The 24,598-nt window shown below is 66.7% G+C and carries 18 protein-coding genes; 5 read left to right on the forward strand and 13 right to left on the reverse strand.

Annotation, left to right across the window (positions count from 1 at the left end):
* Window positions 1-59: 59 nt before the first annotated feature.
* From BBJ41_RS05855 to BBJ41_RS05865, 3 genes are read right to left on the reverse strand one after another with little or no spacing between them, the layout of a single operon-like run.
* Window positions 60-1,082, reverse strand: coding sequence for a histone deacetylase family protein (locus tag BBJ41_RS05855; RefSeq protein WP_069747604.1), 1,023 nt, complete (start codon window positions 1,080-1,082; stop codon window positions 60-62).
* 25 nt (window positions 1,083-1,107) lie between these two features.
* Complete coding sequence (locus BBJ41_RS05860) at window positions 1,108-2,385, reverse strand: Zn-dependent hydrolase (protein WP_069745716.1); 1,278 nt, start codon at window positions 2,383-2,385, stop codon at window positions 1,108-1,110.
* A 31-nt stretch (window positions 2,386-2,416) separates the two neighbouring features.
* A complete protein-coding gene (locus tag BBJ41_RS05865) occupies window positions 2,417-3,727 on the reverse strand; it encodes an MFS transporter (RefSeq protein ID WP_069745717.1) in 1,311 nt (436 codons plus the stop codon).
* 191 nt (window positions 3,728-3,918) lie between these two features.
* Here BBJ41_RS05865 and BBJ41_RS05870 point away from each other — a divergent pair, with 191 nt between their 5' ends.
* Window positions 3,919-4,875 carry a LysR family transcriptional regulator gene (locus BBJ41_RS05870; RefSeq protein ID WP_069745718.1) on the forward strand — a complete coding sequence of 319 codons (957 nt, stop codon included), beginning with the start codon at window positions 3,919-3,921 and terminating at the stop codon, window positions 4,873-4,875.
* A gap of 60 nt (window positions 4,876-4,935) precedes the next feature.
* Here BBJ41_RS05870 and BBJ41_RS05875 read toward each other — a convergent pair whose 3' ends face one another.
* From BBJ41_RS05875 to speB, 4 genes are all read right to left on the reverse strand, one after another.
* A complete protein-coding gene (locus tag BBJ41_RS05875; protein ID WP_069745719.1) occupies window positions 4,936-6,006 on the reverse strand; it encodes a porin in 1,071 nt (356 codons plus the stop codon).
* Window positions 6,007-6,172: 166 nt separating this feature from the next.
* Window positions 6,173-7,603 carry a purine-cytosine permease family protein gene (locus tag BBJ41_RS05880; RefSeq protein WP_069745720.1) on the reverse strand — a complete coding sequence of 477 codons (1,431 nt, stop codon included), beginning with the start codon at window positions 7,601-7,603 and terminating at the stop codon, window positions 6,173-6,175.
* Window positions 7,604-7,951: 348 nt separating this feature from the next.
* Window positions 7,952-8,422 carry a GNAT family N-acetyltransferase gene (locus tag BBJ41_RS05885; protein ID WP_069745721.1) on the reverse strand — a complete coding sequence of 157 codons (471 nt, stop codon included), beginning with the start codon at window positions 8,420-8,422 and terminating at the stop codon, window positions 7,952-7,954.
* 29 nt (window positions 8,423-8,451) lie between these two features.
* Window positions 8,452-9,402 carry an agmatinase gene (gene speB, locus BBJ41_RS05890; protein WP_069745722.1) on the reverse strand — a complete coding sequence of 317 codons (951 nt, stop codon included), beginning with the start codon at window positions 9,400-9,402 and terminating at the stop codon, window positions 8,452-8,454.
* Between the two features lie 129 nt (window positions 9,403-9,531).
* Here speB and BBJ41_RS05895 point away from each other — a divergent pair, with 129 nt between their 5' ends.
* On the forward strand, window positions 9,532-10,449 hold the full coding sequence (locus tag BBJ41_RS05895; RefSeq protein ID WP_069745723.1) for a LysR family transcriptional regulator: 918 nt from the start codon (window positions 9,532-9,534) through the stop codon (window positions 10,447-10,449).
* A gap of 39 nt (window positions 10,450-10,488) precedes the next feature.
* Here BBJ41_RS05895 and BBJ41_RS05900 read toward each other — a convergent pair whose 3' ends face one another.
* On the reverse strand, window positions 10,489-11,118 hold the full coding sequence (locus BBJ41_RS05900) for an NAD-dependent epimerase/dehydratase family protein (protein WP_069745724.1): 630 nt from the start codon (window positions 11,116-11,118) through the stop codon (window positions 10,489-10,491).
* A gap of 456 nt (window positions 11,119-11,574) precedes the next feature.
* On the opposite strand from BBJ41_RS05900, the gene BBJ41_RS05905 reads away from it, so the two are divergent.
* A complete protein-coding gene (locus BBJ41_RS05905) occupies window positions 11,575-15,207 on the forward strand; it encodes an ESPR-type extended signal peptide-containing protein (protein ID WP_069745725.1) in 3,633 nt (1,210 codons plus the stop codon).
* A 154-nt stretch (window positions 15,208-15,361) separates the two neighbouring features.
* On the opposite strand, the gene lpdA is transcribed toward BBJ41_RS05905, so the two are convergent.
* The 5 genes from lpdA to BBJ41_RS05930 all read right to left on the reverse strand — a co-directional run bounded on the left by lpdA (window position 15,362) and on the right by BBJ41_RS05930 (window position 21,857).
* Window positions 15,362-16,753, reverse strand: coding sequence for a dihydrolipoyl dehydrogenase (lpdA, locus tag BBJ41_RS05910; RefSeq protein WP_069745726.1), 1,392 nt, complete (start codon window positions 16,751-16,753; stop codon window positions 15,362-15,364).
* Between the two features lie 5 nt (window positions 16,754-16,758).
* Complete coding sequence (locus BBJ41_RS05915) at window positions 16,759-18,072, reverse strand: dihydrolipoamide acetyltransferase family protein (RefSeq protein WP_069745727.1); 1,314 nt, start codon at window positions 18,070-18,072, stop codon at window positions 16,759-16,761.
* Window position 18,073: 1 nt separating this feature from the next.
* Window positions 18,074-19,114: an alpha-ketoacid dehydrogenase subunit beta gene (locus BBJ41_RS05920; RefSeq protein WP_069745728.1), complete on the reverse strand. Its 1,041-nt coding sequence runs from the start codon at window positions 19,112-19,114 to the stop codon at window positions 18,074-18,076.
* A gap of 2 nt (window positions 19,115-19,116) precedes the next feature.
* Window positions 19,117-20,349, reverse strand: coding sequence for a 3-methyl-2-oxobutanoate dehydrogenase (2-methylpropanoyl-transferring) subunit alpha (locus BBJ41_RS05925; RefSeq protein ID WP_069745729.1), 1,233 nt, complete (start codon window positions 20,347-20,349; stop codon window positions 19,117-19,119).
* A gap of 476 nt (window positions 20,350-20,825) precedes the next feature.
* A complete protein-coding gene (locus BBJ41_RS05930; RefSeq protein ID WP_083281808.1) occupies window positions 20,826-21,857 on the reverse strand; it encodes an alcohol dehydrogenase catalytic domain-containing protein in 1,032 nt (343 codons plus the stop codon).
* A gap of 158 nt (window positions 21,858-22,015) precedes the next feature.
* On the opposite strand from BBJ41_RS05930, the gene BBJ41_RS05935 reads away from it, so the two are divergent.
* Together BBJ41_RS05935 and BBJ41_RS38580 are read left to right on the forward strand one after the other, a co-directional pair.
* Complete coding sequence (locus tag BBJ41_RS05935; protein WP_069745730.1) at window positions 22,016-22,942, forward strand: LysR family transcriptional regulator; 927 nt, start codon at window positions 22,016-22,018, stop codon at window positions 22,940-22,942.
* A 332-nt stretch (window positions 22,943-23,274) separates the two neighbouring features.
* Window positions 23,275-24,537, forward strand: coding sequence for a nuclease-related domain-containing protein (locus BBJ41_RS38580; protein ID WP_083281809.1), 1,263 nt, complete (start codon window positions 23,275-23,277; stop codon window positions 24,535-24,537).
* The last annotated feature ends 61 nt before the right edge of the window (window positions 24,538-24,598 follow it).

Consider the following 24,598-nt stretch of genomic DNA (forward strand, 5'->3'; position numbering starts at 1 on the left):
ATTATCGGCGTGCGCGAGGAAAACTTGAACCCCCGCGCACGCGATCCGGCCCCGCCGCGTCAGCGCGCGCCGGCGAACCCGCCGAAGAACGCACGCGCGTTCGCATCGAGGCTGTCGAGGTGATAACCACCCTCCTGCACGATCACCGTCGGCAGTCGCAGCGCGCCGATCGCGCCGCCGAGCCGCCCGAAACCTTCGGTCGTGACCGCAACCTGCGATTGCGGATCATCCTTGTAGATGTCGAAGCCGAGCGCGAGCACGAGCGCGTCGGGCTGGAACCGCGCGAGCGCGCGCAGCGCGTCGTCGAGCCGCTCGAAGAACGCCGACTCGGGCGAGCCGTGCGGCATCGGCAGGTTGAGATTGAAGCCGTCGCCCGCCCCCGCGCCCGTCTCTTCCTCGTAGCCCGCGACGACCGGATAGAAGTTGGTCGGGTCGCCGTGGATCGAGACGTACAGCACATCGTCGCGGCCGTAGAAGATCTCCTGCACGCCCTGCCCGTGATGCATGTCGGTGTCGAGAATCGCGACGCGCCGATGGCGGCCGAGCAGCGACTGCGCGGCGATCGCCGCATTGTTCAGGTAGCAGAAGCCGCCGGCCGCGTCGCGGCGCGCATGATGGCCGGGCGGGCGGCACAGCGCATAGGCTTCGCGCGCGCCGTCGTTGACGTCGGCCGCGGCCGCGAGCGCGTCCTGCGCAGACCAGTACGCGGCGCGCCACGTATTCGCACCGATCGGGCAACTGCCGTCGGCGAGGTAGCGCGCGGCTTTCGCGAGCACGCCGCGCAGCGGGTTCGGATCGCGCACGAACACGTTCGACATCACCTCGTCGCCCCAGTCGTCGGGCATCTGCTTCCAGTCGCGGTGCGCGTCCTCGAGAAAGCGCAGGTAGTTCATGTCGTGCACGGCCGCGATCGGTGCGGTGCCGCGGTCGGCCGGCTCGCGCACGTCGAAGTCGAGCGCCCGCACGGCCGCGACGAGCCGCGCCGCGCGATCCGGCACTTCCTGCGGTTCACGCATCTGGCCGCGCGACAGGTAGGTGCGCGGGTGGTGCAGCAATTGTTCGGGATGGAAATAGGTTTTCATCGTTCGTCCTCGTCGGTTCGTCGCGTCATGCGCCGTGCGCGGCTGCGGCAGCCGCCGCATCGACGCTCGCCGCGACGCCCGCGCGCGCGAGCACCGCATGGAGCAGCACGTTCGTGCCGCGCGTCACGTCGTCGGGCAGCGCGTCCTCGGCCTCGTTGTGCGACAGGCCGTCGACGCACGGAATGAACACCATCGCGGTCGGGAAGCGACGCGCGAGCAGGATCGCGTCGTGGCCGGCGCCGCTGACGATCCGCTCGTTCGTGTAGCCAAACTCGGCCGCTGCCTGAGCTACGAGCTCGACGCAGTCGCGATCGAACGGTGTCGCCGGGCTGCGCCAGCAGGTGTCGATCGCAATCTGCACGCCGCGCGCGGCGGCAACGCGGGCGCACGCATCACGCAGGTCGCGCTCCATCGCATCGACTTCGGCATCGTCGTGATGACGCAGGTCGACCGTGAACGTCACGTCGCCGGCGATGGTGTTGCGCGATGCGTTGCGGATGCCGACCTGCCCGATCGTCGCGAGCCCGCGCGGCGCATAACCGGCGACGATCCGCTCGAGTTCGAGCGCGATCTGCGCGCTCGCGAAATACGCGTCCTTGCGATACGGCATCGGCGTCGTCCCTGCATGCGCAGCCACGCCCGTCACCGTCACGTCGAGCCAGCGGATCGCCTGCCCGCCCGTGACGATGCCGATCGTCGTGCCGTTCGCTTCGAGCACGGGGCCCTGTTCGATATGCGCCTCGAAATACGCGTCGACCGCGCCGCCCGTCGCCCGCGTGCCGCGATAGCCGCATGCGTCCAGCGCGGCGCCGAGCGTCACGCCGTCGGCGTCCTGCTTCGCAAGCGCGTCGGCGAGCGGCAATGCGCCCGTGAACACGGCCGAACCGAGCATCGCCGGCGCAAAACGCGCGCCCTCCTCGTTGGTCCACGACACGATCTCGATCGGCTTGCCCGTCACGATGCCGGCGTCGTTCAGCGTGCGCACGAGCTCGAGCGCGGCGAGCACGCCGTAGACGCCGTCGAAACGGCCGCCTTCGGGCTGCGTGTCGAGATGGCTGCCGATCAGCACCGGCGCGGCCTGTGCATCGGCGCCGTCGCGCCGCGCGAACAGGTTGCCGGCTACGTCGACGCTCACCGTCATGCCCGCGTCGCGGCACCACTGCGCGAACAGGTCACGGCCGCGCCGGTCGTCGTCGGTGAGCGCGAGGCGCTGCACGCCGCCGCGCGGCGTCGCGCCGATGCGCGCCATGTCCGCCAGGCTCTGCCACAGTCGGGCGCCGTCGATGTCCAACAGGTCTTTCATGTGCACTCCGGATGAATTCGTTCGTTGAGGTTCAATGCGAGCCGAGCGCTTCGGCAGCGGCCGGTTGCGCCGCGCGGCGCGCGTCGAGCGCGACGATGCTGAGCAGCGAAATGCCGGCGAGGCACGTGTAGAACACCGCGAGCGGCCACCACTGGCCCGCGAAGCGATGCGCGAGCCACGTGCCGACGAGCGGCGTCAGGCCGCCCGCGATCGCGCCGCAAATCTGATAAGCGAGCGAGATCGCCGAATAGCGCACGTGCGCGGGAAACACTTCGCTCACGAAGCCCGCGATCACCGAATAGAAACCGGCCATGCACACGACCGCGAGCGCGATACCCGCGATCAGCGATGCAGACGTGCCGCCCTGCACGAGCATGAACATCGGATACGGCGACAGCATCGCGAGCAGCGCCGCGAGCTTCAGGAAGCGCGCGCCGCCGATGCGCTCGGCGATCCATGCGGCGACCGGCTGCGCGAAGAACTGGATGATCGCGACCGCGAACAGGCTGTCGAGGATCAGCGATCGCGATACGCCGACGTACTGCGTCGTGTACGCGATCATGAACGTGTTCGTGAAATAGACGCCTGCGATGCCGATCGTGTTCGCGCCGATGCAAAGCAGCACGAGCCCCGATGCGGAGCGGAACACTTCGGCGACCGGCAGCTTCACGGTGCGGTTCGCTTCCTTCACGCGCGCGAATTCCGGCGACTCGTTCACGCCGAGCCGGATCATGATGCCGACCACGAGCAGCACCGAGCTCGCGAGAAACGGCAGACGCCAGCCCCACGCGAGGAAGTCGGCCTTGTCCATCGACGTGACCGCGCGAAACGCGATCAGCGACAGGATCAGCCCGGCCGGGCTGCCGAGCTGCGCGAACGACGCGAAGAACGTGCGGCGCCCCTGCGGTGCGTGCTCGCCCGCCATCAGCACCGCGCCGCCCCACTCGCCGCCGACCGCGATCCCCTGCACGACGCGCAGCGCGACGAGCAGTGCCGGCGCAAGCATGCCGACCTTCGAATAATCGGGCAGCAGCCCGACGCAGACGGTCGCGACGCCCATCATCATCAGCGTCGTCATCAGCGCCTTCTTGCGGCCGATGCGATCGCCGAGGTGGCCGAAGATCAGCCCGCCGAGCGGCCGCGCAAAGAAGCCGACCGCGAACGTCGCGAACGACGCCATCGTGCTGACGAACGGGTCATGCGACGGGAAATAAAGTTCGCCGAACACGAGCGCGGCGGCGGTCGCGTAGATGTAGAAGTCGTACCACTCGATCATCGTGCCGATGAACGCGGCCGTCGCGGCGCGTCCCGGCTGGCGGGCGGAAGGAAGGGACTGGGTCATGCGGGCTCCTGACGCGCGCCGCTGCGGTGCGACGCGCAATATCGTGATGGCAGCCGTCTGTCGCGGCCTCGCGCCGCACGCTGCGGCACCCCTCCTTTATCGGCGACCGCAAATCATTAGTCAAATTTCAAGTTATTATTCGCCGTATAAATTTAACTAATGTCCAGCCCGACGCTTCGCCCGGAGACACGATGCGCCCCGACCTTGCCCCGTTCCTGAACGACCGCCTCGACTGGAACCTGCTGCGCACCTATCTGGTGATCATGCAGGAGCGCAGCGTGAGCCGCGCGGCCGCGCGCCTGCACGTCACGCAGCCGGCCGTGAGCCAGGCGCTGCGGCGGCTCGAGGACACGCTCGAGCGCCGGCTGATCGAACGACGCGGCGCGCACTTCGCGCCGACGCCGGCCGGCGAAGCCGTGTACCGGATCGCGAGCGACATCTACGGCGGCATCTCGCGCCTCGAAACCGAAATCGACGACAGCACGGCCGACCTGACCGGTTCGATCCGGCTGCTCACCGTGAGCCGCATCGAATCGCCCGTCTACGACGAGTTCCTCGCCGAATTCCATCGCGCGTATCCGCGCATCGACCTGCAGATCGAGGTGATGCGCTCGTCGGACATTCTGTCGTCGCTGCTGCAGAAAACGGCCACGGCCGGGCTCGGCCTGTGCCGCACGCCGCACGACAAGCTGGAAATGCGCTGCTTCCTGCGCCAGCGCTATGCGATCTACTGCGGCCGCCATCACCGGCTGTTCGGGCAGACGCAACTGCGGATGGACGATCTGCTCGCGGAGAATTTCGTGTCGTTCACGAGCGACCAGATCGGCGACAGCCTGTCGCCGCTCACCGTCTTCCGCGACCAGAAGGGTTTCACGGGGCGCATCGTCGCGTCGTCGCCGAGCCTCGAGGAAGTGCGGCGGCTGATCTTCGCGGGGTACGGGATCGGCTGCCTGCCCGAGCACATCGTGCGCGACGACATCGCGCAGCAGCGGCTGTGGCGGCTGCCGCCCGACGACGGGCTCGTCGATGTCGACGTGTTCCTGCTGTGGCATCGCGACCGCAAGATGAACGCGGCCGAGCATGCGTTCCTCGACGCGATGGAGCGCTGCATGCAGCGCTATTCGCTCGCGGAGCGGCTGGGGAAGTAACGGCGCGAACGCGCCGCACAAGAAAGCGCCGGGCGCACGCGGCCCGGCGCATCGCGATCGTCAGAAGCGATGCACGATGCCGAGCTGCACGCCGCGCGCATTCGCGCCCGGATAGGCGAGCGGCAGACCGGGGTTGGCCGCGCCGGCGAGCGTGTAGCCGGCCTGGTTGCGGTTGCGCAGGTACGACAGCGCGCCGTAGAAGCTCGTGCGCTTCGACAGGTCGTACTCGTACATCAGCCCGAGCTGGTCCGCATTGTTGCCCTGCGACGACTGGTCGTGCAGATACGCGTAACCAAGCGCGACGGTGTTCGCCGGGTTGAACTGGTATTTGACCGACAGCCCGTACACGCGCGAATCGATCCCGAAGTCGGCCCACTTCACCGCGGAGAAACCGCCGTACACGGTGGCCTTGCCGATCGCGTACGATGCGCCGGCCATGATCGTGCGATCGGTCGTGGTCGCCGTTGCATTCTTCAGCCACTGGCCCGCAACGAACGCCGCGAACGGCCCGTGTTCGTAGGTCAGGTCGAACTGCTGGCTGGAGCCTGCCGAGCGCACGCCGCCCGCATCGCCGAACCCGAAATACAGCCCGCCCTGGAAGCCCGCGATCTCCGGGCTCTGGTACGACAGCGTGTTGCTCGTACGGAACGAGAACACGGTCAGGTTGTCCATGCCGGACGCCTGCGTGACGCCGCCGAACGCATCCTGCCCGCCCTGGTCGTTGAACAGCGGCGAGTTCTGGCGGCCCGCGCGCACCTTGCCCCATTGCCCCGCGATGCCGACCCACGCCTGCCGGTTGAACATGCTGCCCGAGCTCGCCAGCGAGCCGTCGTTCGGGTTGAAGCCGTTCTCCAGCGCGAACTCGATCTTCTGCCCGCCGCCGATATCCTCGCCGCCCTTCATCCCGAACCGGCTGCCCCACTGGCCGCCCGAGCCGATCGCCGCCGTATAGCCGTTGCCCGTATTCACGTACTGCGCGAATTCGTCGATCACGCCGTACAGCGTGACGCCATCCTGCGCGAGCACGGCGCCCGAGCCGCACAGGCACGCAACCGCGACCGTCGTGCGGAGCAAGGCATGCGGCAGCCGTACCGGGGACGCGCTCCCGCGGCATTTCATTTGTTTAGTCATACTATTTGATGAAAGGAAAAGGAAACGATCCCGGACGCGACGATCGTGCCGCGCCGGCATCGCAATACAAGAAACGGGGTGGACCGCCCGGCGCAGGCAACGCCAGGCCCGACGCGATGTGCTGCCCGGGCCGGCTACCGGCCGGCCCGATGCACGATGCGTGACGTCAGTGGTGAACTTCGCCGCGTTCGAGCGGCAGGATCAGGCGTTCGGGGATGCTGCGCCGTGACACGCGCGCGCAGATGTAATACAGCACGGCCGGCACGACGAGGCCGAGGATCCACGAGATGTCGGTACCGCCGAGCGCGTCGACGAGCGGCCCCGTGTAGATGTGCGTCGACATGAACGGGAACTGCACGAGGATGCCGACCACGTAGATCGTGATCGCCATCACGTTCCAGCGGCCGTAGCGGCCGTCCGGATCGGACAGCGCCGGCACGTCGTAGCGCGAGCGCGTGAAGCAGTAGTAATCGACCAGGTTGATCGCGCTCCACGGCGTGAAGAACGCGAGCAGGAACAGGATGAACGCGGTGAATTCCTTCAGGAACGAATGGCGGCCCGCAAGCGCGATCAGCGTCGACACGCAGATCATCCCGAAGATGTAGACGAGGCGGCTCTTCGACGACACTGCGCCCTTGCCGCGAAAACCGCTGACGATCGTCGCCATCGACATGAAGCTGCCGTACGCGTTGAGCGCCGTCACCGTCACCTTGCCGAACGCGATGCTGAAGTACAGCAGCGCGGCCACGGCGCCCGTCGAACCGAGGCCGACGATATACGACACCTCATGGTGCGCGAACTGGCCGCCGGCCAGCGCGGCCGCGAACACGCCGAACACCATCGCCGCCTGCGCGCCGATCACCGAGCCCAGGCCAACCGCGAGAAACGTCGCGACCGACGACGTCGAGCGCGGCAGGTAGCGCGAATAGTCGGCGACGTACGGGCCGAATGCGATCTGCCACGACGCGGACAGCGACATCGACAGCAGGAAGCTCGCGAGCGAGAAATGCTTGTTCGCGAGCAGCGCGCCGACGTCGTGGTTCGCGAACAACTGCGTGAACATGTAGACGAACGCAATGATGCCGACCACGCTCGCGATCCGGCCGACGAAGTGGATCGCGCGATAACCGAACACGGTCAGCACGACGATCACGGCCGCGAACAGCAGGATGCCGGCCGCGTCGTCGACATGCAGCAACTGCGCGACGGCCTGCCCGGCCAGCACCGAGCCGCTTGCGGAAAAACCGATGTACATCAGGCACACGAGCACGATCGGGATCATCGCGCCGTACACGCCGAACTGCACGCGGCTCGAGATCATCTGCGGCAGCCCGAGCTGCGGCCCTTGCGCGCCATGCAGCGCCATCACCGCGCCGCCGACCAGCTGGCCGAGCAGCAGCGCGACCAGCGACCAGAACACGTCACCGCCGAGCACGACGGCGAGCGCGCCCGTGACGATCGCCGTGATCTGCATGTTGGCCGACAGCCACAGCGTGAACTGGCTCAGCAGCCCGCCGTGGCGCTCGGCATCGGGAATGAAGTCGATCGAGCGAACCTCGATCAGGCCGCCGGCTTTTCCACTGGAATTCGTTGACACGGGTCGATCTCCACAATACTCTGGATCACAAATGGTTTGAAAGAGGCAGGGAACCTGCCAAGCCGCCCTTTCGGCTCTTCGGGTGCGGGGCGCCGTGGATCGCCGGCATGCGCCACGCACGCACGGTTTGCACGCTGGCGCGCAAGCGGCACGACGTGTGCCGACATTGCCAGCGGATGATCTTGTATATACAACTTGCGAGAAATCGGTGATTACCCGGTATCCGTCGATTTTCGAAATTGTTCGAACGATCGGGATTCGCCGGCGGAGTTTTTCGTCAGTTTTTCGTTTGAAAAATGAAAGGCCTCGCGCTTGCGGGCGAGGCCTGTTTCGTATGACGAAGCCGCGTTACGAACGCGCGATGCGTCCTGTCTCGAACGTCAGGATTTCGTCACCGGCGTCGTCGAGCTCCCCGGTCGGCGTCCAGCCGAGGTGCCGGTAGAACCCGTGCGAGCGCGATGCGGGATCGGTCGAGCAGCCGAGGAACAGCGTCGTGAACCCGTTCGCCGCGAAATCGTCGATCACCTGCCGCAGCAGCCGCTTGCCGATCCCTGCTCCCTCGTATTCGGGCAGCATCGCGAGCACGACGATCTCGCCCGATTCGGTGTCGCCGAAGCAGTAGCCGACCATGCGTGCGTTCGCGCAGCAGACGTGGCCCGAGAACAGGCCGTCCCGGATACCGTCGCCCCAGCTTTCGACGGTGATGCCGAGGTCGCGCAACTGCGCTTCGGTGAACGCGTTTTCGCGTGTGTTGCCGCGCAGTGCAATGCACGCGGCTGCGTCGGCGGGCACGGCCCTGCGCCAGGTAAGGGCTTCCATCGTTCGAATCGTCCTCTTGCGTGCTGCCGTCACCGCGCGCCGCGACGGCGCGACGCGTACAGGCAGATCAGTTCCAGCGCGATCGTCGCGCCGGCCAGCGACGTGATTTCCGCATGATCGTACGGCGGCGACACTTCGACCACATCCATGCCGACCAGGTTGATGCCATCCAGGTGCCGCAGGATCTCGAACGCCTGATGGCTCGACAGCCCGCCCGAGACCGGCGTGCCGGTGCCCGGCGCGAACGCCGGATCGAGACAGTCGATGTCGAACGTCAGGTACACGGGATGATCGCCGACGCGCTCGCGAATCCGCGCGGCGACCGCGGCAGGCGTCGACGCATGCACGCGACGCGCATCCTGGATGTCGAATCCCATCGGCTCGTCGTTGGTCGTCCGGATGCCGACCTGGGCCGACCGCTCCGGCACGACCCATCCTTCGCGCGCCGCGTGATAGAACATCGTGCCGTGATCGATGCGCTTCACGTCGCGATCGGGCCACGTGTCGGTATGCGCATCGAAATGCACGAGCGACAGCGGCCCGTGCACCTTCGCATGCGCCTTCAGCAGCGGATACGTGATGAAGTGATCGCCGCCGAGCGTCAGCATCGCGCAACCGCGCGCGAGGATCGCGTCGGCGTGCCGCTCGATCGCGCCCGGCACCGATTCGGGTTGCCCGAGATCGAATGCGCAATCGCCGTAGTCGACCGCGGCCAGCACGTCGAACGGATCGAACTCCCACGGCCACGGACGCTCCCACGCGATGCCCGTCGACGCGATCCGCAACCCGCGCGGACCGAAACGCGTGCCGGGCCGGTGCGACGCGGCCGAATCGAACGGCACGCCGGTGATCGCGAGATCGACGCCGTCGAGATCGCGGCTGAAACGCCGGCGCATGAAGCTCGTCGCGCCCGCGAACGTCGGTTCGGCCTGCGTGCCGTAGAGGCTGTCGCGCGTGAACGCGAGATCGTTGTGGCTCATCGTCGGATTCCTGTCTGAAGGGGGACACGGTCGCGCGACCGGCGACCTCGTGCCCGATTCTGCCGGCGCGGCATTCGACGAAAAATATGAACTAACATAAGCCGACTTCACAAAACGCGATGTATCGCCATGCTGACCCGACTCAGAGACATGGATTTGCAGTTGCTGCGGCTCTTTCTGACGATCGTCGAAAGCGGCGGCTTCAGCGCCGCGCAGGGCACGCTCGGCATGGCGCCTTCGACGATCAGCACGCAGATGGCCAAGCTCGAGACGCGTCTCGGGTTCCGGCTGTGCGAACGCGGCAAGAGCGGATTCCGGCTGACGCCCAAGGGCGAGCGTGTGCTGCAGTCGACGCGGCGGCTCCTGCAGGCAATGGACGTCTTCACGCGCGATACGCAGCACGTGTCGGGCGCGTTGCTCGGCGAGTTGCGCATCGGCCTGTCCGAGCGGCTCGCGCCGGACATCGTGGAATCGATCGCGGCGGCCGTCGGCCGCTTCCGCGAGCGGGCGCCGGACGTGCTGATCGAGATGGTCGCCATACCGCCCGACGAACTGGAGCGCAGGCTGCTGAAAGGCGAACTGCAGCTCGCGATCGGCTACTTTTCCGGCCACCAGGCCGGCCTGCACTACGCGCCGCTGTTCGTCGAACACCAGTCGCTGCATTGCGGCGCCCGGCATCCGTTGTTTGCGAAGAAAACCGTGTCGGCCGACGACATCGCGCGCGCGAGCAACGTCGCGCGGCTCTACAAGACGAACACGTCGGGTTCGGCGCCGCGCAACGCGCAGCCGACCGCGTTCTCCGAAAACGTCGATGCCGACGTGATCTTCATCCTGTCCGGCGCGCATGTCGGCTTCCTGCCCGACCACGTCGCGGCGCCGTGGATCGCCGCGGGGAAGATGCGCAGGCTGCTCGCGAGCAAGTTGAGTCACACGGTCGAATTCCAGCTCGCGACGCCGAGGAACTGCGACGGCGGCGAAGCGCTGGAAGCCTTCACGGAAGCGCTCGCCGAACGGTTCGGCGGGCTCGAGGGTTGCGCGGCCCGGTAGCCGGCCCGCCGCGCGGCAGCAGCGGCGGCCCGCTCCGGGTCAGACGAGCCGGTCAGACGCGACGACCTGCACGCCCGGCCGCGCATCGATCGCGGCGTCGAGCAACGCGCGTGCAATCCGCGGCGCAGGATTCACGCGCCACTTCGCCGGCAACACGGGGTTGGCGACGCTCAACGCGAACACGAGCATCCGCTCGCCGGCCCTGAATTCGTCGCGGCTGCCGCCGATCAGGCCCGGCCGCACATAAGTGAGCGACGCGAAGCCGATACCGGCGAGCGCCTGCTCGACCTCGCCCTTCACGCGGTTGTAGAAGATGCGCGATGCAGGATCCGCGCCGAGTGCGGAATTCAGGACGTAGGCCGGTGTGCCGAACCGGTGCGCGAGCCGCGCGACCGCGAGCGGATAGTCGTGATCGACGCGCCGGAATGCCTCTTTCGATCCCGCGACCCGCATCGTGGTGCCGAGCGTGCAGATCACCGCATCGGCCTGCCACCAGTCGGCTTCGTCGGGCAGGTGATCGAAGTCGACCTCCAGTGCGCGCATCTTCGGATGCGGCGACAACGGCCGGCGCGCGAGGACGACCACGCGATCGACCCGCGAATCGGCGAGCGCGACTTCGAGGACGTGACGCCCGACGAGTCCCGTCGCGCCGACGAGCAGCAATTTCATGTCCGGTTCTTCCGTGTGGAGCCTGAGTTGGCGGGCCGGGAGCGGCCCGGTTTCCGGCTTCCCACATGATCGTCGGCCAACGTGGCGCCGACAACCTCACCGCATCTCGAAATATTACGGAACGCACTCAACAGATATCTCAAATTTTATGCGTCGTACTCGAGCGCCTCAGCCTCCCCGCAACAATTCGTCGCACATTTACACGCATTTTCGTTATTTTCATCGCACCCTATCTCACAAAACACCCGTTTTCTCGATGTTTGTACGACAAATAATGTTAAACAACGTAAGAAAGTGCATTCATTTTTCGTTGTTTTACATTACAACCACATTTCAATCTGTAAGATTCAACTCATTCGTTATCTCTTAATTCACCCAGGAACGCCCATCCAGCTGTCTTAATTCCTCAAGTCATCGTATCGCGGTGCGGCGTCCTCTTTTTTTCCGAGACAGACTATGAACCGCACTTTCCGTACGATCTGGAACGACGCACTGGGCGCCTGGGTCGCCACCTCCGAAACCACCCGCGCCAACGGCAAGAAGACCTCGAGCAAGGTGTCGGCCAGCGCGCGCGCTGCCGCCACGCTCTCCGTTGCCGCCGCAGCCCTGATCCCCCTCGACAGCCTCGCCTACGTATCGGTCGGCGGCAACACCGGCTCCCAGTGCTCCGGCAGCTGGGCGGCGTGTGCCGACTACTGGTCCGTCGCGATCGGCGACGAGGCGACGGCGACGCAAACCGGCAACCGCGCCGGCGCGACGACCTCCAGTTTCCTGACGTCGGTCGGTGCGCGCTCCAAGGCGTCCGGCGGCACCTACGCCGCGGCCTTCGCGGCCGAAGCCAACGCCACCGGCGAAGGCTCGCTCGCGATGGGCGGCAAGGCCACGGCGTCCGGCGCGAGCGGCGTCGCCGTCGGCTACCAGTCGAGCGCGGCCGCGGCCAATGCCGTCGCACTCGGCCAGGGTTCGATCGCCGACCGTACCGGGTCGGGCGCGGAGCGCTTCTCCAACGCGGCAGTCGCGTCGAACGGTGTCGTGTCCGTCGGCAGCACCGGCGCGGAACGGCAAATCACCCACGTGGCCGGCGGCACGCAGGACACGGACGCCGTCAACGTTCGGCAGTTGTCCGCCGTCGACGCAGCGGCGTCGGCCGGCCTCGCGTCGCTGTCGACCGGGCTGAGCACGACCGGCACGCGCATGTCGTCGCTGTCGACCGGCATCGACGCCACCAACACGTCGGTCAACACGCTGTCGACATCGGTCGCGACCGGCCTCAGCTCGCTGTCGACGTCCACGTCGGCCGCGATCGACGCCGCGACCACGCGCTACTACGGCGTCAACGACGGCGGCACCGCCGGCGCGAACTACAACAACGACGGCGCCACCGGCCTGAACGCGCTCGCGGCCGGCATCAACGCATCGGCCGCGGGCCAGGGGGACGTCGCGATCGGCGCGGGCGCGGCGAGCAGCAGCGGCTCGACGGGCGCCGGCAACGTCGCGATCGGCCAGGATGCCAGCGCGATCACGTCGGGCGGCGGCTATGGCGTGATCGCGCTCGGCGCGGGCGCGAAGGCCGGCACGGGCGGCTACACGGGCGCCACCGCGATCGGCTACAACAGCTCCGCCACCGAAAACAGCATGGCGATCGGCCCGAACGCATCGTCGAGCCAGACCGGCACGGCGCTCGGCCGCTCCGCGGAAGCGACCGCTCGCGGCGCGCTGGGCGCCGGATCGTCCGCCGCCGCCACCGCGACGAGCGCGATCGCGCTGGGCGATCGGGCGACGAGCTCGGCCGCCAGCGGCGTGTCGATCGGCACGCAGGCCAACGCCAGCGCACAGGCCGCCAGCGCAATCGGGCCGCGCGCCATCGCGTCGGGCGCAGGCGCTGTCGCGATCGGTGCGAGCGCAACGGCTTCCGACGCCAGCGCGGTCGCACTGGGCGCCAATTCCGTGACCAGCGCGGCCGTCGGTACGAGCAGCGCGACGATCAACGGCACCACGTACAACTTCTCCGGCAACGCGCCCGCATCGACCGTCAGCGTCGGCGCGGCAGGCCGCGAACGCACCATCACCAACGTCGCCGCCGGCCGGCTGGCCGAGCGGAGCACCGACGCCGTCAACGGCTCGCAACTGAACGCGACCAACGTCGAGCTCACCGCGGTCGGCGCCGGCCTCACGAGCCTGTCGACGTCGACCGAGTCGTCGATCACGTCGCTGTCGTCGTCCACTTCGACGGGCCTGTCGACCACGAACGACACGCTGGTCTCGCTGTCGACGTCGACCGCCGACAGCCTGCGCATCGTCGACAACAACGTCGCTTCGCTGTCGACCGGCCTGAGCACGACCGACAACACCGTCGCATCGCTGTCGACCGCGACGTCCACCGGCCTGTCGACGACCAACAATGCGCTGGTTTCGCTGTCCACGTCCGCGTCGACCGGCATCGACACGCTCGGCAAGAACCTGACGTCGCTGTCGACCGCCACGTCGACGACCGTCGGTTCCTTGTCCACCACGATCAGTACCACGAATGATAACCTGGTCTCGTTGTCGACCTCGACGTCGACCGGAATCGTGTCGCTGTCGACCGGCCTGAGCACGACCAACGACACCGTCACGTCGCTGTCGACGTCCACGTCGACCGGCCTGTCGACGACGAACAGCACGCTCGCGTCGTTGTCGACCTCCGCATCGACGGGCATCAACTCGCTGTCGACCGGCCTCAGCGCGACGGACAGCACGATGACGTCGCTGTCCACGTCGACGTCGTCGGGCCTCAGCTCGCTGTCGACCAGCATCAGCTCGGTGACCGTCAACACGACGAACCTCGGCAACAGCACGGCCGACGCGCTCGGCGGCGGTGCGACGTACGATCCGGCAACCGGGAAGATCACCGCGCCGGCGTACGTGACGTACAACAACGACGGCACGACCACCACCAATGCGAGCGTGGGCGACGCGATCGACAACCTCAACGCGAAGGGTGCGAAGTATTTCCACGCGAACTCGACCGAGGCCGACAGCCAGGCCACCGGCGCGAACAGCGTCGCGATCGGCCCGAACGCGATCGCCAACATCGACAACTCGGTGGCGATCGGCAATCGCTCGATCACGGGTGCCGCCGTCGGCGTGTCGTCGTCGAACATCGGCGACCTGCATTTCGGCGGGTATGCGGGCGCCAACCCGTTCGGCGTGTTCAGCGTCGGCGCGCCCGGCCAGGAACGCCAGATCCAGAACGTCGCGGCCGGCCGCGTAAGCGCCGACAGCACCGATGCGATCAATGGCAGCCAGCTGCATGCGACCAACCGCAACGTCGCATCGCTGTCGACCGGCCTCAGCTCGACGAACAGCAACCTCGCGTCGCTGTCCACGTCGACCTCGACCAGCATCGGCTCGCTGTCGACTGGCCTGTCGTCGACCAACGAGGCGCTGGGCTCGCTGTCGACGTCCACGTCGACGAGCGTGACGTCGCTGTCCACCGGCCTGTCGACGACCAACGACCGCGTGTCGTCGCTGTCGACCAGCGTGACGAACATCAACACGCAGATCAACAACCTGTCGACGTCGGCATCGCGCAACACGGGCATCACGGCGGACATGAACGGCACGGGCACCGATGCGCCGACCGTCACGGCCGGCTCCAACTCGGTTGCGATCGGCGCGAATTCGAACGACGGCGGCCGCTCGAACGTGGTCTCGGTCGGCAACGCAGAACAGCAGCGCCAGATCGTCAACGTCGCGCCGGGCACGCAGGGCACCGACGCGGTGAACCTGAACCAGCTCACGACGGCGACCGAATCGGCGAACCGCTACACCGATCAGCGCATCGGTGCGATCCAGCAAGGCGTGAACGATCTCGCACGCAACGCGTATTCGGGCATCGCGATCGCCGGTGCGCTCGCGGGCATGCCGCAGGTCGATCCGGGCAAGGTCATCTCGGTCGGCGCCGGCTTCGGCAACTACGGCGGCTATACGGCGGTCGCGGTCGGCGGCAGCGCGCGGATCACGCAGAACACGGTGATCAAGCTGGGCGTCGGCACGGTGAACGGCTCGCGCGTGATGGTCAACGGCGGCATCGGGCATTCGTGGTAAGCCGTGCGGGGCGGCGCGCTATGTGCCGCCCTGCACTACCGCAGAAGCGGAAAAGCCCGCGAGCGCAGGTCGCTCGCGGGCTTTTTTGCGTCGTCGGCACCGTTGAGGATCGTGCGCTACGACCCGGCCGTTTCCTGTCGCAACAACACGTTCGTCAAATGTGCAACGCGTGCCCCAGCGCACGCAATGCCGCCTCCTGCAGTGCTTCGCCCAGCGTCGGGTGCGCATGGATCGTGCCGCCGATGTCTTCCAGCCGCGCGCCCATCTCCAGCGACTGCGAGAACGCCGCGGCCAGCTCCGACACGCCGCGCCCGACCGCCTGCCAGCCGACGATCAGGTGATTGTCGCGCCGTGCGACGACCCGCACGAAACCGTCGTTTGCCTGCAGCGTCATCGCGCGCCCGTTCGCCGCGAACGGGAACGACGCGCTCAAGCAATCGACGCCGGCCGCGCGCGCGTCGTCCGGCGACCAGCCGGCCGTCACGATCTCAGGATCGGTGAAGCACACGGCCGGGATCGCTGCCGGCATGAACTTGCGGCGGCGGCCGGCGACCAGCTCGGCCACCATCTCGCCCTGCGCCATCGCGCGATGCGCGAGCATCGGCTCGCCGGCGACGTCGCCGATCGCCCACACGTTGCGCATCGACGTCCGGCATTCGTCGTCGATCCGCAGCGCGCGACCATTGCGATCGAGCAGCAGTGCTTCGAGCCCGAAGCCGTCGACGCGCGGCCGGCGGCCCACCGCGACCAGCACGCGATCGGCCGGCAGCGTCTTTTCGGCGCCGTCGGCCGCCTGCACGCGCACCGCGCCCTGCTCCGCGAGCCCGAGCACCTTGTGGCCGAGGCACAGCCCGACACCGAGCCGCGCGAGCGAATCGGCGACCGGCCGCACGAGTTCGGCATCGTACGCAGGCAACACGCGCTCCGCCGCTTCGACGACGGTGACGTCGACGCCGAGCTTGCGATAGACGATCCCGAGTTCGAGCCCGATATACCCGGCCCCGACGACGACCAGCCGCTTCGGCAACGTCGCGGGCGACAGCGCCTCGGTGGACGACACGACATGGCCGCCGAACGGCATCGACGGCAATTCGACCGGCTCGGAACCGGTCGCGAGCAGCAGGTGTTCGCAACCGATCCGCACCGTGTGGCCGCCGGCGACGACTTCGACGGTCTTGCCATCGATCACGTGCGCTTCGCCGTGCACCACGCGCACGCCGTTCTTCTTGAGCAGCGCGCCGACGCCGCGCGTCAGCCGCTCGACGATGCCGTCCTTCCATGCGACGCTTTTCGCAATGTCGATCTCGGGCGTGCGCACGCGAATCCCGAGCGCCGCTTCGCCGGCGTGACCGCACGCCTGTTCGAATGCGTCGGCCACGTGGATCAGCGCCTTCGACGGAATGCAGCCGATGTTCAGGCACGTGCCGCCGAGCCGGTCGCGCTCGACAAGCACGGTCGGAATGCCGAGCTGGCCGGCGCGGATCGCGGCGACGTAGCCGCCCGGGCCGCCGCCGATTACCAGCAGCGTGGTGTGTTCGTTCTTCATTGCGCTCACTCCACGAACAGCAGTGCCGGGCGTTCGAGCACCGCGCGCACGGCCTGGATGAATTCGGCCGCGTCCGCGCCGTCGACGACACGATGATCGAACGACGACGACAGGTTCATCATCTTGCGCGCGACCACCGCGCCGTCGCGGATCATCGGTCGCTCGACGATCCGGTTCACGCCGACGATGCCGACCTCCGGATGATTGATCACCGGTGTCGACACGATGCCGCCGAGCGCGCCGAGGCTCGAAATCGTGATCGTCGAACCGCTCAGCTCGTCGCGCTGTGCGCGGTTCGCGCGCACCGCATCGGCAAGCCGCGCGATCTCGGCCGAGATCGACCACACGTCCTTCGCTTCCGCATGACGCAGTACGGGCACCGTGAGACCGCCGTCCGTCTGCGTCGCGACGCCCATGTGCACCGCGCCGTAGCGCGTGACGACGCCGGCTTCGTCGTCAAAGCGCGCGTTGATCTGCGGGAAGTCGCGCAGCGCGATCACCATCGCGCGGATCAGCAGCGGCAGCGGCGTGAGCTTGCCGCGCGTGTCGCCGTAGCGGCGATTCAATTCCGTACGCAACGATTCGAGCTCGGTGACGTCGATCTCCTCGACGTAGCTGAAGTGCGGAATGCGGCGTTTCGCTTCCTGCATCTTGCGCGCGATCGCGCGCCGCAGGCCGATCACCGGCACGTCGGTTTCGTCGTTGCGTTCGTCGTAACCGTGCGCTTGCGATGGGCGTGCCGCGCTGCCGCTCGTACGCGCATACGCATCGAGATCTTCATGCAGGATCCGCCCTGCTTCGCCGCTGCCGCGCACGTAGCGCAGCTCGATGCCCATGTCCCACGCCCGCTGACGCACGGCCGGCGACGCGAGCGGACGTTCGCCCGGCGCGAGCGCCGCGCGCGGCTGCGCCGCAGGTTCCGCTCGATGCGGTGCCGCAGGCGCACGTTTCGCGTCACGCGGCGCCGCCGGCTTTTCTGCGGGCACGTCGGCAGCCGGCTTCGACGGCGTCGCCGCGACCGGTGCGGTTTCTACCTTTGTTTCGCGCACCGGTGCACCGGCCTTCAGGTTGCCGTCGCCTTCGACTTCGAGGCGAATCAGCTCGCTGCCGACCGCCATCATCTCGCCGATCCGGCCGCCGAGTTCGATCACCTTGCCCGTCACCGGCGACGGAATCTCGACCGCCGCCTTGTCGGTCATCACGTCGGCGAGCGGCTGGTCTTCCTTGATCGTCTGTCCGACTTCCACATGCCAGGCCACCAGCTCGACCTCGGCGATCCCTTCGCCGATATCCGGCATCTTGATGACATGAATCCCCATCTCACGCCTCCATCACGCGTCGCAACGCTTCGCCGACCCGGGCCGGCCCCGGAAAATACGCCCATTCCTGCGCATGCGGATACGGCGTGTCCCATCCCGTCGTGCGCTCGACCGGCGCCTCGAGGTGATAGAAGCAATGCTCCTGCACGAGCGACACGAGTTCCGCGCCATAACCGCAGGTGCGCGTGGCTTCGTGCACGACGACGCAGCGCCCGGTCTTGCGCACCGACGCGACGATCGTGTCGAGATCGAGCGGCCACAGCGTGCGCAGGTCGATCACTTCCGCATCGATGCCCGTTTCCTCGGCTGCGGCAAGCGACACGTGCACCGTCGTGCCGTACGTCAGCACCGTCACGTCGTTGCCGGGCCGCACCACGGCAGCCGTATCGAGCGGCACCGTGTAGTAGCCCTCGGGCACGGCGCTCGCCGGATGCTTGAGCCACGACGTGACCGGCCGCTCGTGATGGCCGTCGAACGGCCCGTTGTACAGCCGCTTCGGCTCGAGGAAGATCACCGGGTCGTCGTTCTCGATCGATGCGATCAGCAGTCCTTTCGCATCGTACGGATTCGACGGCATCACCGTGCGCAGCCCGCACACCTGCGTGAACATCGCCTCCGGGCTCTGGCTGTGCGTCTGGCCGCCGTAGATGCCGCCGCCGCACGGCATCCGGATCGTCATCGGCGCGATGAACTGGCCGGCCGAGCGATAGCGCAGCCGCGCGCCTTCGGACACGATCTGGTCGGATGCCGGATAGAAATAGTCGGCGAACTGGATCTCGCACACGGGGCGCAGCCCGTACGCACCCATCCCTACTGCCACGCCGACGATCCCGCCTTCGGAGATCGGCGCATCGAACACGCGCGACTTGCCGTACTTGTTCTGCAATCCTTCGGTACAGCGGAACACGCCGCCGAAATACCCGACGTCCTGCCCGAACACGACCACGTCGCTGTCGCGCCCGAGCATCACGTCCATCGCGGAGCGCAGCGCCTGGATCATTGTCATCGGCTGCGCCGCCGAATCTGTCTCGTGTTGCGCCATGATCACGCTCCCAGTTCCTGGCGCTGACGGCGCAGATGCGCGGGCAGCTCCTTGTACACGTCGTCGAACATCGAGGCCGGCGACGGAATCCGGTCATCGGCCAGCGACCCGTATTTCTCCGCTTCCTTCTGCGCGGCGATCACCTCGGCTTCGAGCTCGGCCGTCAGCGCGTCGTGCGCGCTGTCGGACCAGATGCCCTTCGCGATCAGGTGACGCTTGAAGCGCGCGATCGGATCGCCGAGCGGGAAATGCGACCAGTCGTCGCTCGGGCGGTACTTGGTCGGGTCGTCCGACGTCGAATGCGCGCCCGCGCGGTAGGTCACCCACTCGATCAGCGTCGGGCCGAGATTGCGGCGCGCGCGTTCGGCGGCCCAGCTCGATGCCGCGTAGATCGCGAGGAAGTCGTTGCCGTCGACGCGCAGCGACGCGATCCCGCAGCCGACGCCGCGCCCGGCGAACGTCGTGCCTTCGCCGCCCGCGATCGCCTGGAACGTCGAGATCGCCCACTGATTGTTGACGACGTTCAGCACGACCGGCGCGCGGTACACGTGCGCGAACGTGAGCGCGGTGTGGAAGTCGGCTTCGGCCGTTGCGCCGTCGCCGATCCACGCGGACGCAATCTTCGTGTCGCCCTTGATCGCCGACGCCATCGCCCAGCCAACCGCCTGGATGAACTGCGTCGCGAGATTGCCGGAAATCGAGAAGAAGCCCGCGTCGCGATCCGAGTACATCACGGGGAGCTGGCGCCCTTTCAGCGGATCGCCTTCGTTCGACATCAGCTGGCAGATCATCCGTTCGAGCGACACGTCGCGCGCGATCAGGATGCTCTGCTGGCGGTAGGTCGGGAAACACATGTCGCCGTCGCGCAGCGCCATCGCGTGCGCGGTGCCGATCGCCTCTTCGCCGAGGCTCAGCATGTAGAAGGAAATCTTCTTCTGGCGCTGCGCGATCATCATGCGCGCGTCGAAAATGCGGGTCTTGAGCATCGCGCGCAGCCCGGCGATCAGCCGTGCATCGTCGAGATCGGGCGCCCAGGGGCCGACGGCCTTGCCGCTGTCGTCGAGCACGCGCACGAGGCTGCGGGCGAGATCGGCGGTGTCCGCCGCGGCAACGTCGATCGGCGGGCGGCGAACCGCGCCGGCCGGCGATAGATGCAGATAGGAAAAGTCCGTCTTGCAGCCCGGGCGCCCGGTGGGCTCCGGCACATGCAGACGCAATGGCTCTGACAGGCTCATCGTGTCGTCTCCACGCTCGATTGTGTCTCACGCTGATAGGAACGCGCGGCCGGTTGCCGGCCTGCGCGCGGGCTGGCGCGCGGATAAGCACGCCAACCTTGGAAATCTATGCAATGCTGCGCCAGCCGTCGATGACCAATTCGGTCGATTGCGGTGAGCAGATTTGCCATGAAGGATGCGCGATGATGTGCCGCGGTTGGCGGCACCCCGCTACCGTGGCGCGCGAACGGGGCCTGACGGGAATTTGCCCATGTCATCGCGATCGATGCCGAAGCCGGGATCGGGTGCATCGCGGACGACCGCCGTCGATCCGTCCGGAAACGGGCGAATAGCCAAGGTCGGAGGAATGTCGATCGCGGACGGGCGCGGTCGATCGAGCCAGCATCGCCTCGATCGTCGCGCGCGTGCCGGTCGCGGCGAACAGATCTCGCAGTTGCCGGGTGAATACGCGCTGCATCCACCCGGCCGTCGCAATGTCAGTTGCCTTGTGCGGGCGTGAATACGCCGCGAAAGCGCATCTTCCCCGACTCGAGCCGGTTGTATGCGTCGGTGGCTTCGTCCAGCGAAAACGTCTCGACGATCGGCTTGACCTTGCCTTTGGCGGCGAGGTCCAGCACTTCGCTCAGGTAACGCAGGCCGCCGTGCGTGGAGCCGATGACCTGCTGACGCATCATGTGAAACGGCTTGCGCTGCGACGCGATCGAGAACGGCTTGCTGAAGTCGAGCCCGCAGAGGATCACCCGGCCGTCGACCCGCAAACCCGCCATCGCTTCCTCCGCCGTGCCGAACTCGTTCGTCGTGACCAACAGGACATCCGCGCCGCCCAGATCGCGAAGCGCTTCGCCGTTTGCAACGACGTGATCCGCACCCAGTCGGGTCGCCAGGTCGCGCTTGTCGGCGGAATGCGTGATCGCAATGGTCTCGAAGCCGCAGGCGCGGGACAGTTGCAACGCCACGTGCCCCAATCCGCCGATGCCCAGCACGGCGACCTTCTCGTGCGGTTGCGGCGCCGCATCACGCAGGCCGCTCCACGTCGTGTAGCCCGCGCACATCATCGGCGCGGCGTCGACGTACGCCAGCCCGTCGGGCAACAGCACGGTCCCTTCGGCAGCCACGGCGATGTACTCCGCATGCCCGCCCTGCGAAGCGAATCCGGTCGTGCGCGGCGCGTCGCAGTTCACGGCCGTCTGGCCGGAGAGCGGGCGATGCTCGCGACAGTACGCACAACGGCCGCACGCGGACTGCACCCACGTCGTGCCGATCCGGTCGCCTACCCTTCGCGCGTGCACACCCGCGCCCACTTCGACGATTTCCCCGACCACTTCGTGGCCAGGCGTCTGCGGATAAATGTCGCCGCCGTAGCCCTGCGTCGCCCATACATCCGTGTAGCACATCCCTGACGCATGGACCTTCACCAGCACCTGCCCCGGACCGGCTTCCGGAACCGGCACTTCCCGGACTTCCCAGGGCCGATTGGCGCCGGTCATCACGACCGCCTTCATCTTCATTGCTTGCTCCTTGTTCAACCGAACGTAGGGTTCACAGCCCAGTCCGTCTGCCCCTGCCGCCGCCATGACGTTTTCGCCGCGACCGGCGCTGCGATGACGAACACCCCAGTCTAGAAAAGGCGCATTATCATGACAATCTCGCCAATCTTTACGTCACGATGAAAACAGCTCATCAATTGAAAAGCGGCGATCTCTTCTCGCTGAATGTGTTCCTCGTGGCGGCGACGCACCTCAGTTTTCGCGCGGCGTCGATCGAACTCGACGTCACGCCGTCGGCGATCAGTCATTCGATCAAGAGCCTCGAACAGCGTCTGGGGGTTCGCCTGTTCAACCGCACGACACGCAGCGTGTCGCTGACGGATGCCGGCGAACGGCTCGTCGACAAGCTGCGCCCCGCGATTTCGTCGGTGGCGGAGGCGATGCTGTCGGTCGACGGGCTGCGCGACGCGCCCAGCGGCACCGTGCGCATCAATGCAAGCGAAGGCGCGATTCGCATCGTGCTGAAGCCGGTGCTCGCGCGCTTCCTGCGCGACTACCCGCAGGTTCATCTCGACATCGTGACGGACGGGAAGCTCGGCGACATCGTCGCCGGCGGCTTCGATGCGGGGATCCGGCTGACCGAAGCCGTGCCGCAAGACATGATCGCGGTTCGCGTGTCCGACCCGGTGCGCTTCGCGGCGGTCGCTTCACCGGCCTATTTCGCCGCGCGCGGCCGCCCCGACGTGCCGCCGGATCTGCATCGGCACGACTGCATTCGCTTTCGCTTCGACAGCGGTGCGATCTACCGCTGGGAGTTCGAGCGTCGTGGTGTCGTCGAAACGGTGAATGTCAGCGGCCCGCTCACGCTGACCGATCAGCCGTTGATGGTGGATGCCGCGATCGACGGCATCGGGATCGCGTTCGTGCCGGATCATCTCGTCCGCGAGGCACTGGACGGCGGGCGTCTCGAACGCGTGCTGACCGACTGGTGTCCGGTCATGCCGGGCCTGTGCCTGTATTACCCCGGCCATCGTCACGTGTCGGGCGGGCTGCGTGCGTTGATCGACATGTTGCGCATGCCGTCTAACGGTGCCGATCGAGCGTGATCGGCTGTATCGGCGAGCGCACGGATGCAAGATGGAACGTGACGCCACGCATCGAGAAAGGACATCACATCCGATGAAACGCCGCACCCGCAGAAAACCCGCGAGTACTTGGCTTCTTTCGGGTTTTCGGAACTGCGTGGCATCGCATGAAAGCGATCCATGGCGCCGATGACCGGACTCGATAAAACAATGCCATGCATTGTTTTAAATTCGATTTATTTTAAATACATGCAGCACAACCCTGAAAAATAACAAATCAGCAGTTTGTGTTTGAATACGGAATTGGGCTTCCGTTCAACGGTCGTGTACGCCACCGATCGATCAAACCAACGATGCAAAATATCGAACTCTACTTCGGCAGTACGGAAAAGCAGGATGTTTCCGAACAAAGTGCATTACGCCGCATCCTGCACTGGCTTGTCGAGCATCAGCAGCCGGCAATCGTCATCTGCGATGTATGGCTGCACCATCGTCAGATCGACATCCTCGTCGGCACCCATACGACAACGCTGCAAATCGAAATCAAGGGATACCGGGCGCCAGTGGCAGGCCAGCAGAACGGCGAGTGGACACTAACGTACGCCGATGGCTCGATCGCGCAGGTGAAGAACGGCTACCTGCAGGCGCTACGCAATAACCAGACGCTGCGAGACGAAATGTCGAAACACCTCGACAGCGGGGAAACCGTCTCCTATCCGAAAGGCGCTGTGATGTTTGAACCCAACATCCCGCACGGATCGACGCTCCTTATCCCCGCCGACCCGCGTGTCACAGTCTGCGGAGCCGACGAACTCGACCACCTGCTGTCGGCACCCGGCCGAAACCCTTGGCCGCTGGCGTGGTTGCGCGACTTCGCGCTTGCCCGCAATCTGATTGCCCTGTCCATACCGGACGCCATGACCTCACAGACAGTCGCCCATGCATATGAGGTCGCCGAGCGTACCGCTCCTGTGCCTACCGCGGCTGCCCCATTGCCGTCCAGGCACGCGGTCGTGAATCGCGTGCCCGAAGCGGTCGTCAAATCGCAACCGTTCACTGTCGCACCACGACCGGTTGTCGAGCGGGCACGCGTCGCGAACGATACGGGGCAGCACAAGCCAATCCCGATGGAACAGTCCCGCGGACATGTTCCACTCGGGCTGAGCAGCACAATCGAGACGCGTCCGACACGGCGCCGCGCGATACTTCGCTCTGCATCGGTCGTGCTCGCTGTCGCAGGAATTGCCTATGCAAGCGTCCACTGGCATCGAACGACCCCATCTGCGCCCAAGCAGGCACACGCATCAGAAGCCGGCAAGCAGGAATCGCGGCCAACGTCGAACGTTTCGCGCGGTGTTCGCCATACACCCACCAGGCAGGTAGCGCGAGAGCCGCGCATGTCGACCGCCGACAGCAAGGCACCGAAACATGAGCGCCCGGAAAGCGCGCCTGCGCCAATCGCGGTCGTGTCCAGTACAGACACGTCGACGATCACATGTCCTGCCGGCGTCGATCGACTGGGATGCAACGGCAAAACCGGCGTCCTCACGACACCCGAGTGCCCGCCCGCATTTCATGTACTCGGGAATACCTGCGTCCGCGATCAAGGCAACTGACTGTACGATCTCCCGCTCACATCCACGTCGTTGTCGACGACAAAATTCCGACGCAGCACTG

It is taken from the genome of Burkholderia stabilis (assembly GCF_001742165.1).
Taxonomy (GTDB): domain Bacteria; phylum Pseudomonadota; class Gammaproteobacteria; order Burkholderiales; family Burkholderiaceae; genus Burkholderia; species Burkholderia stabilis.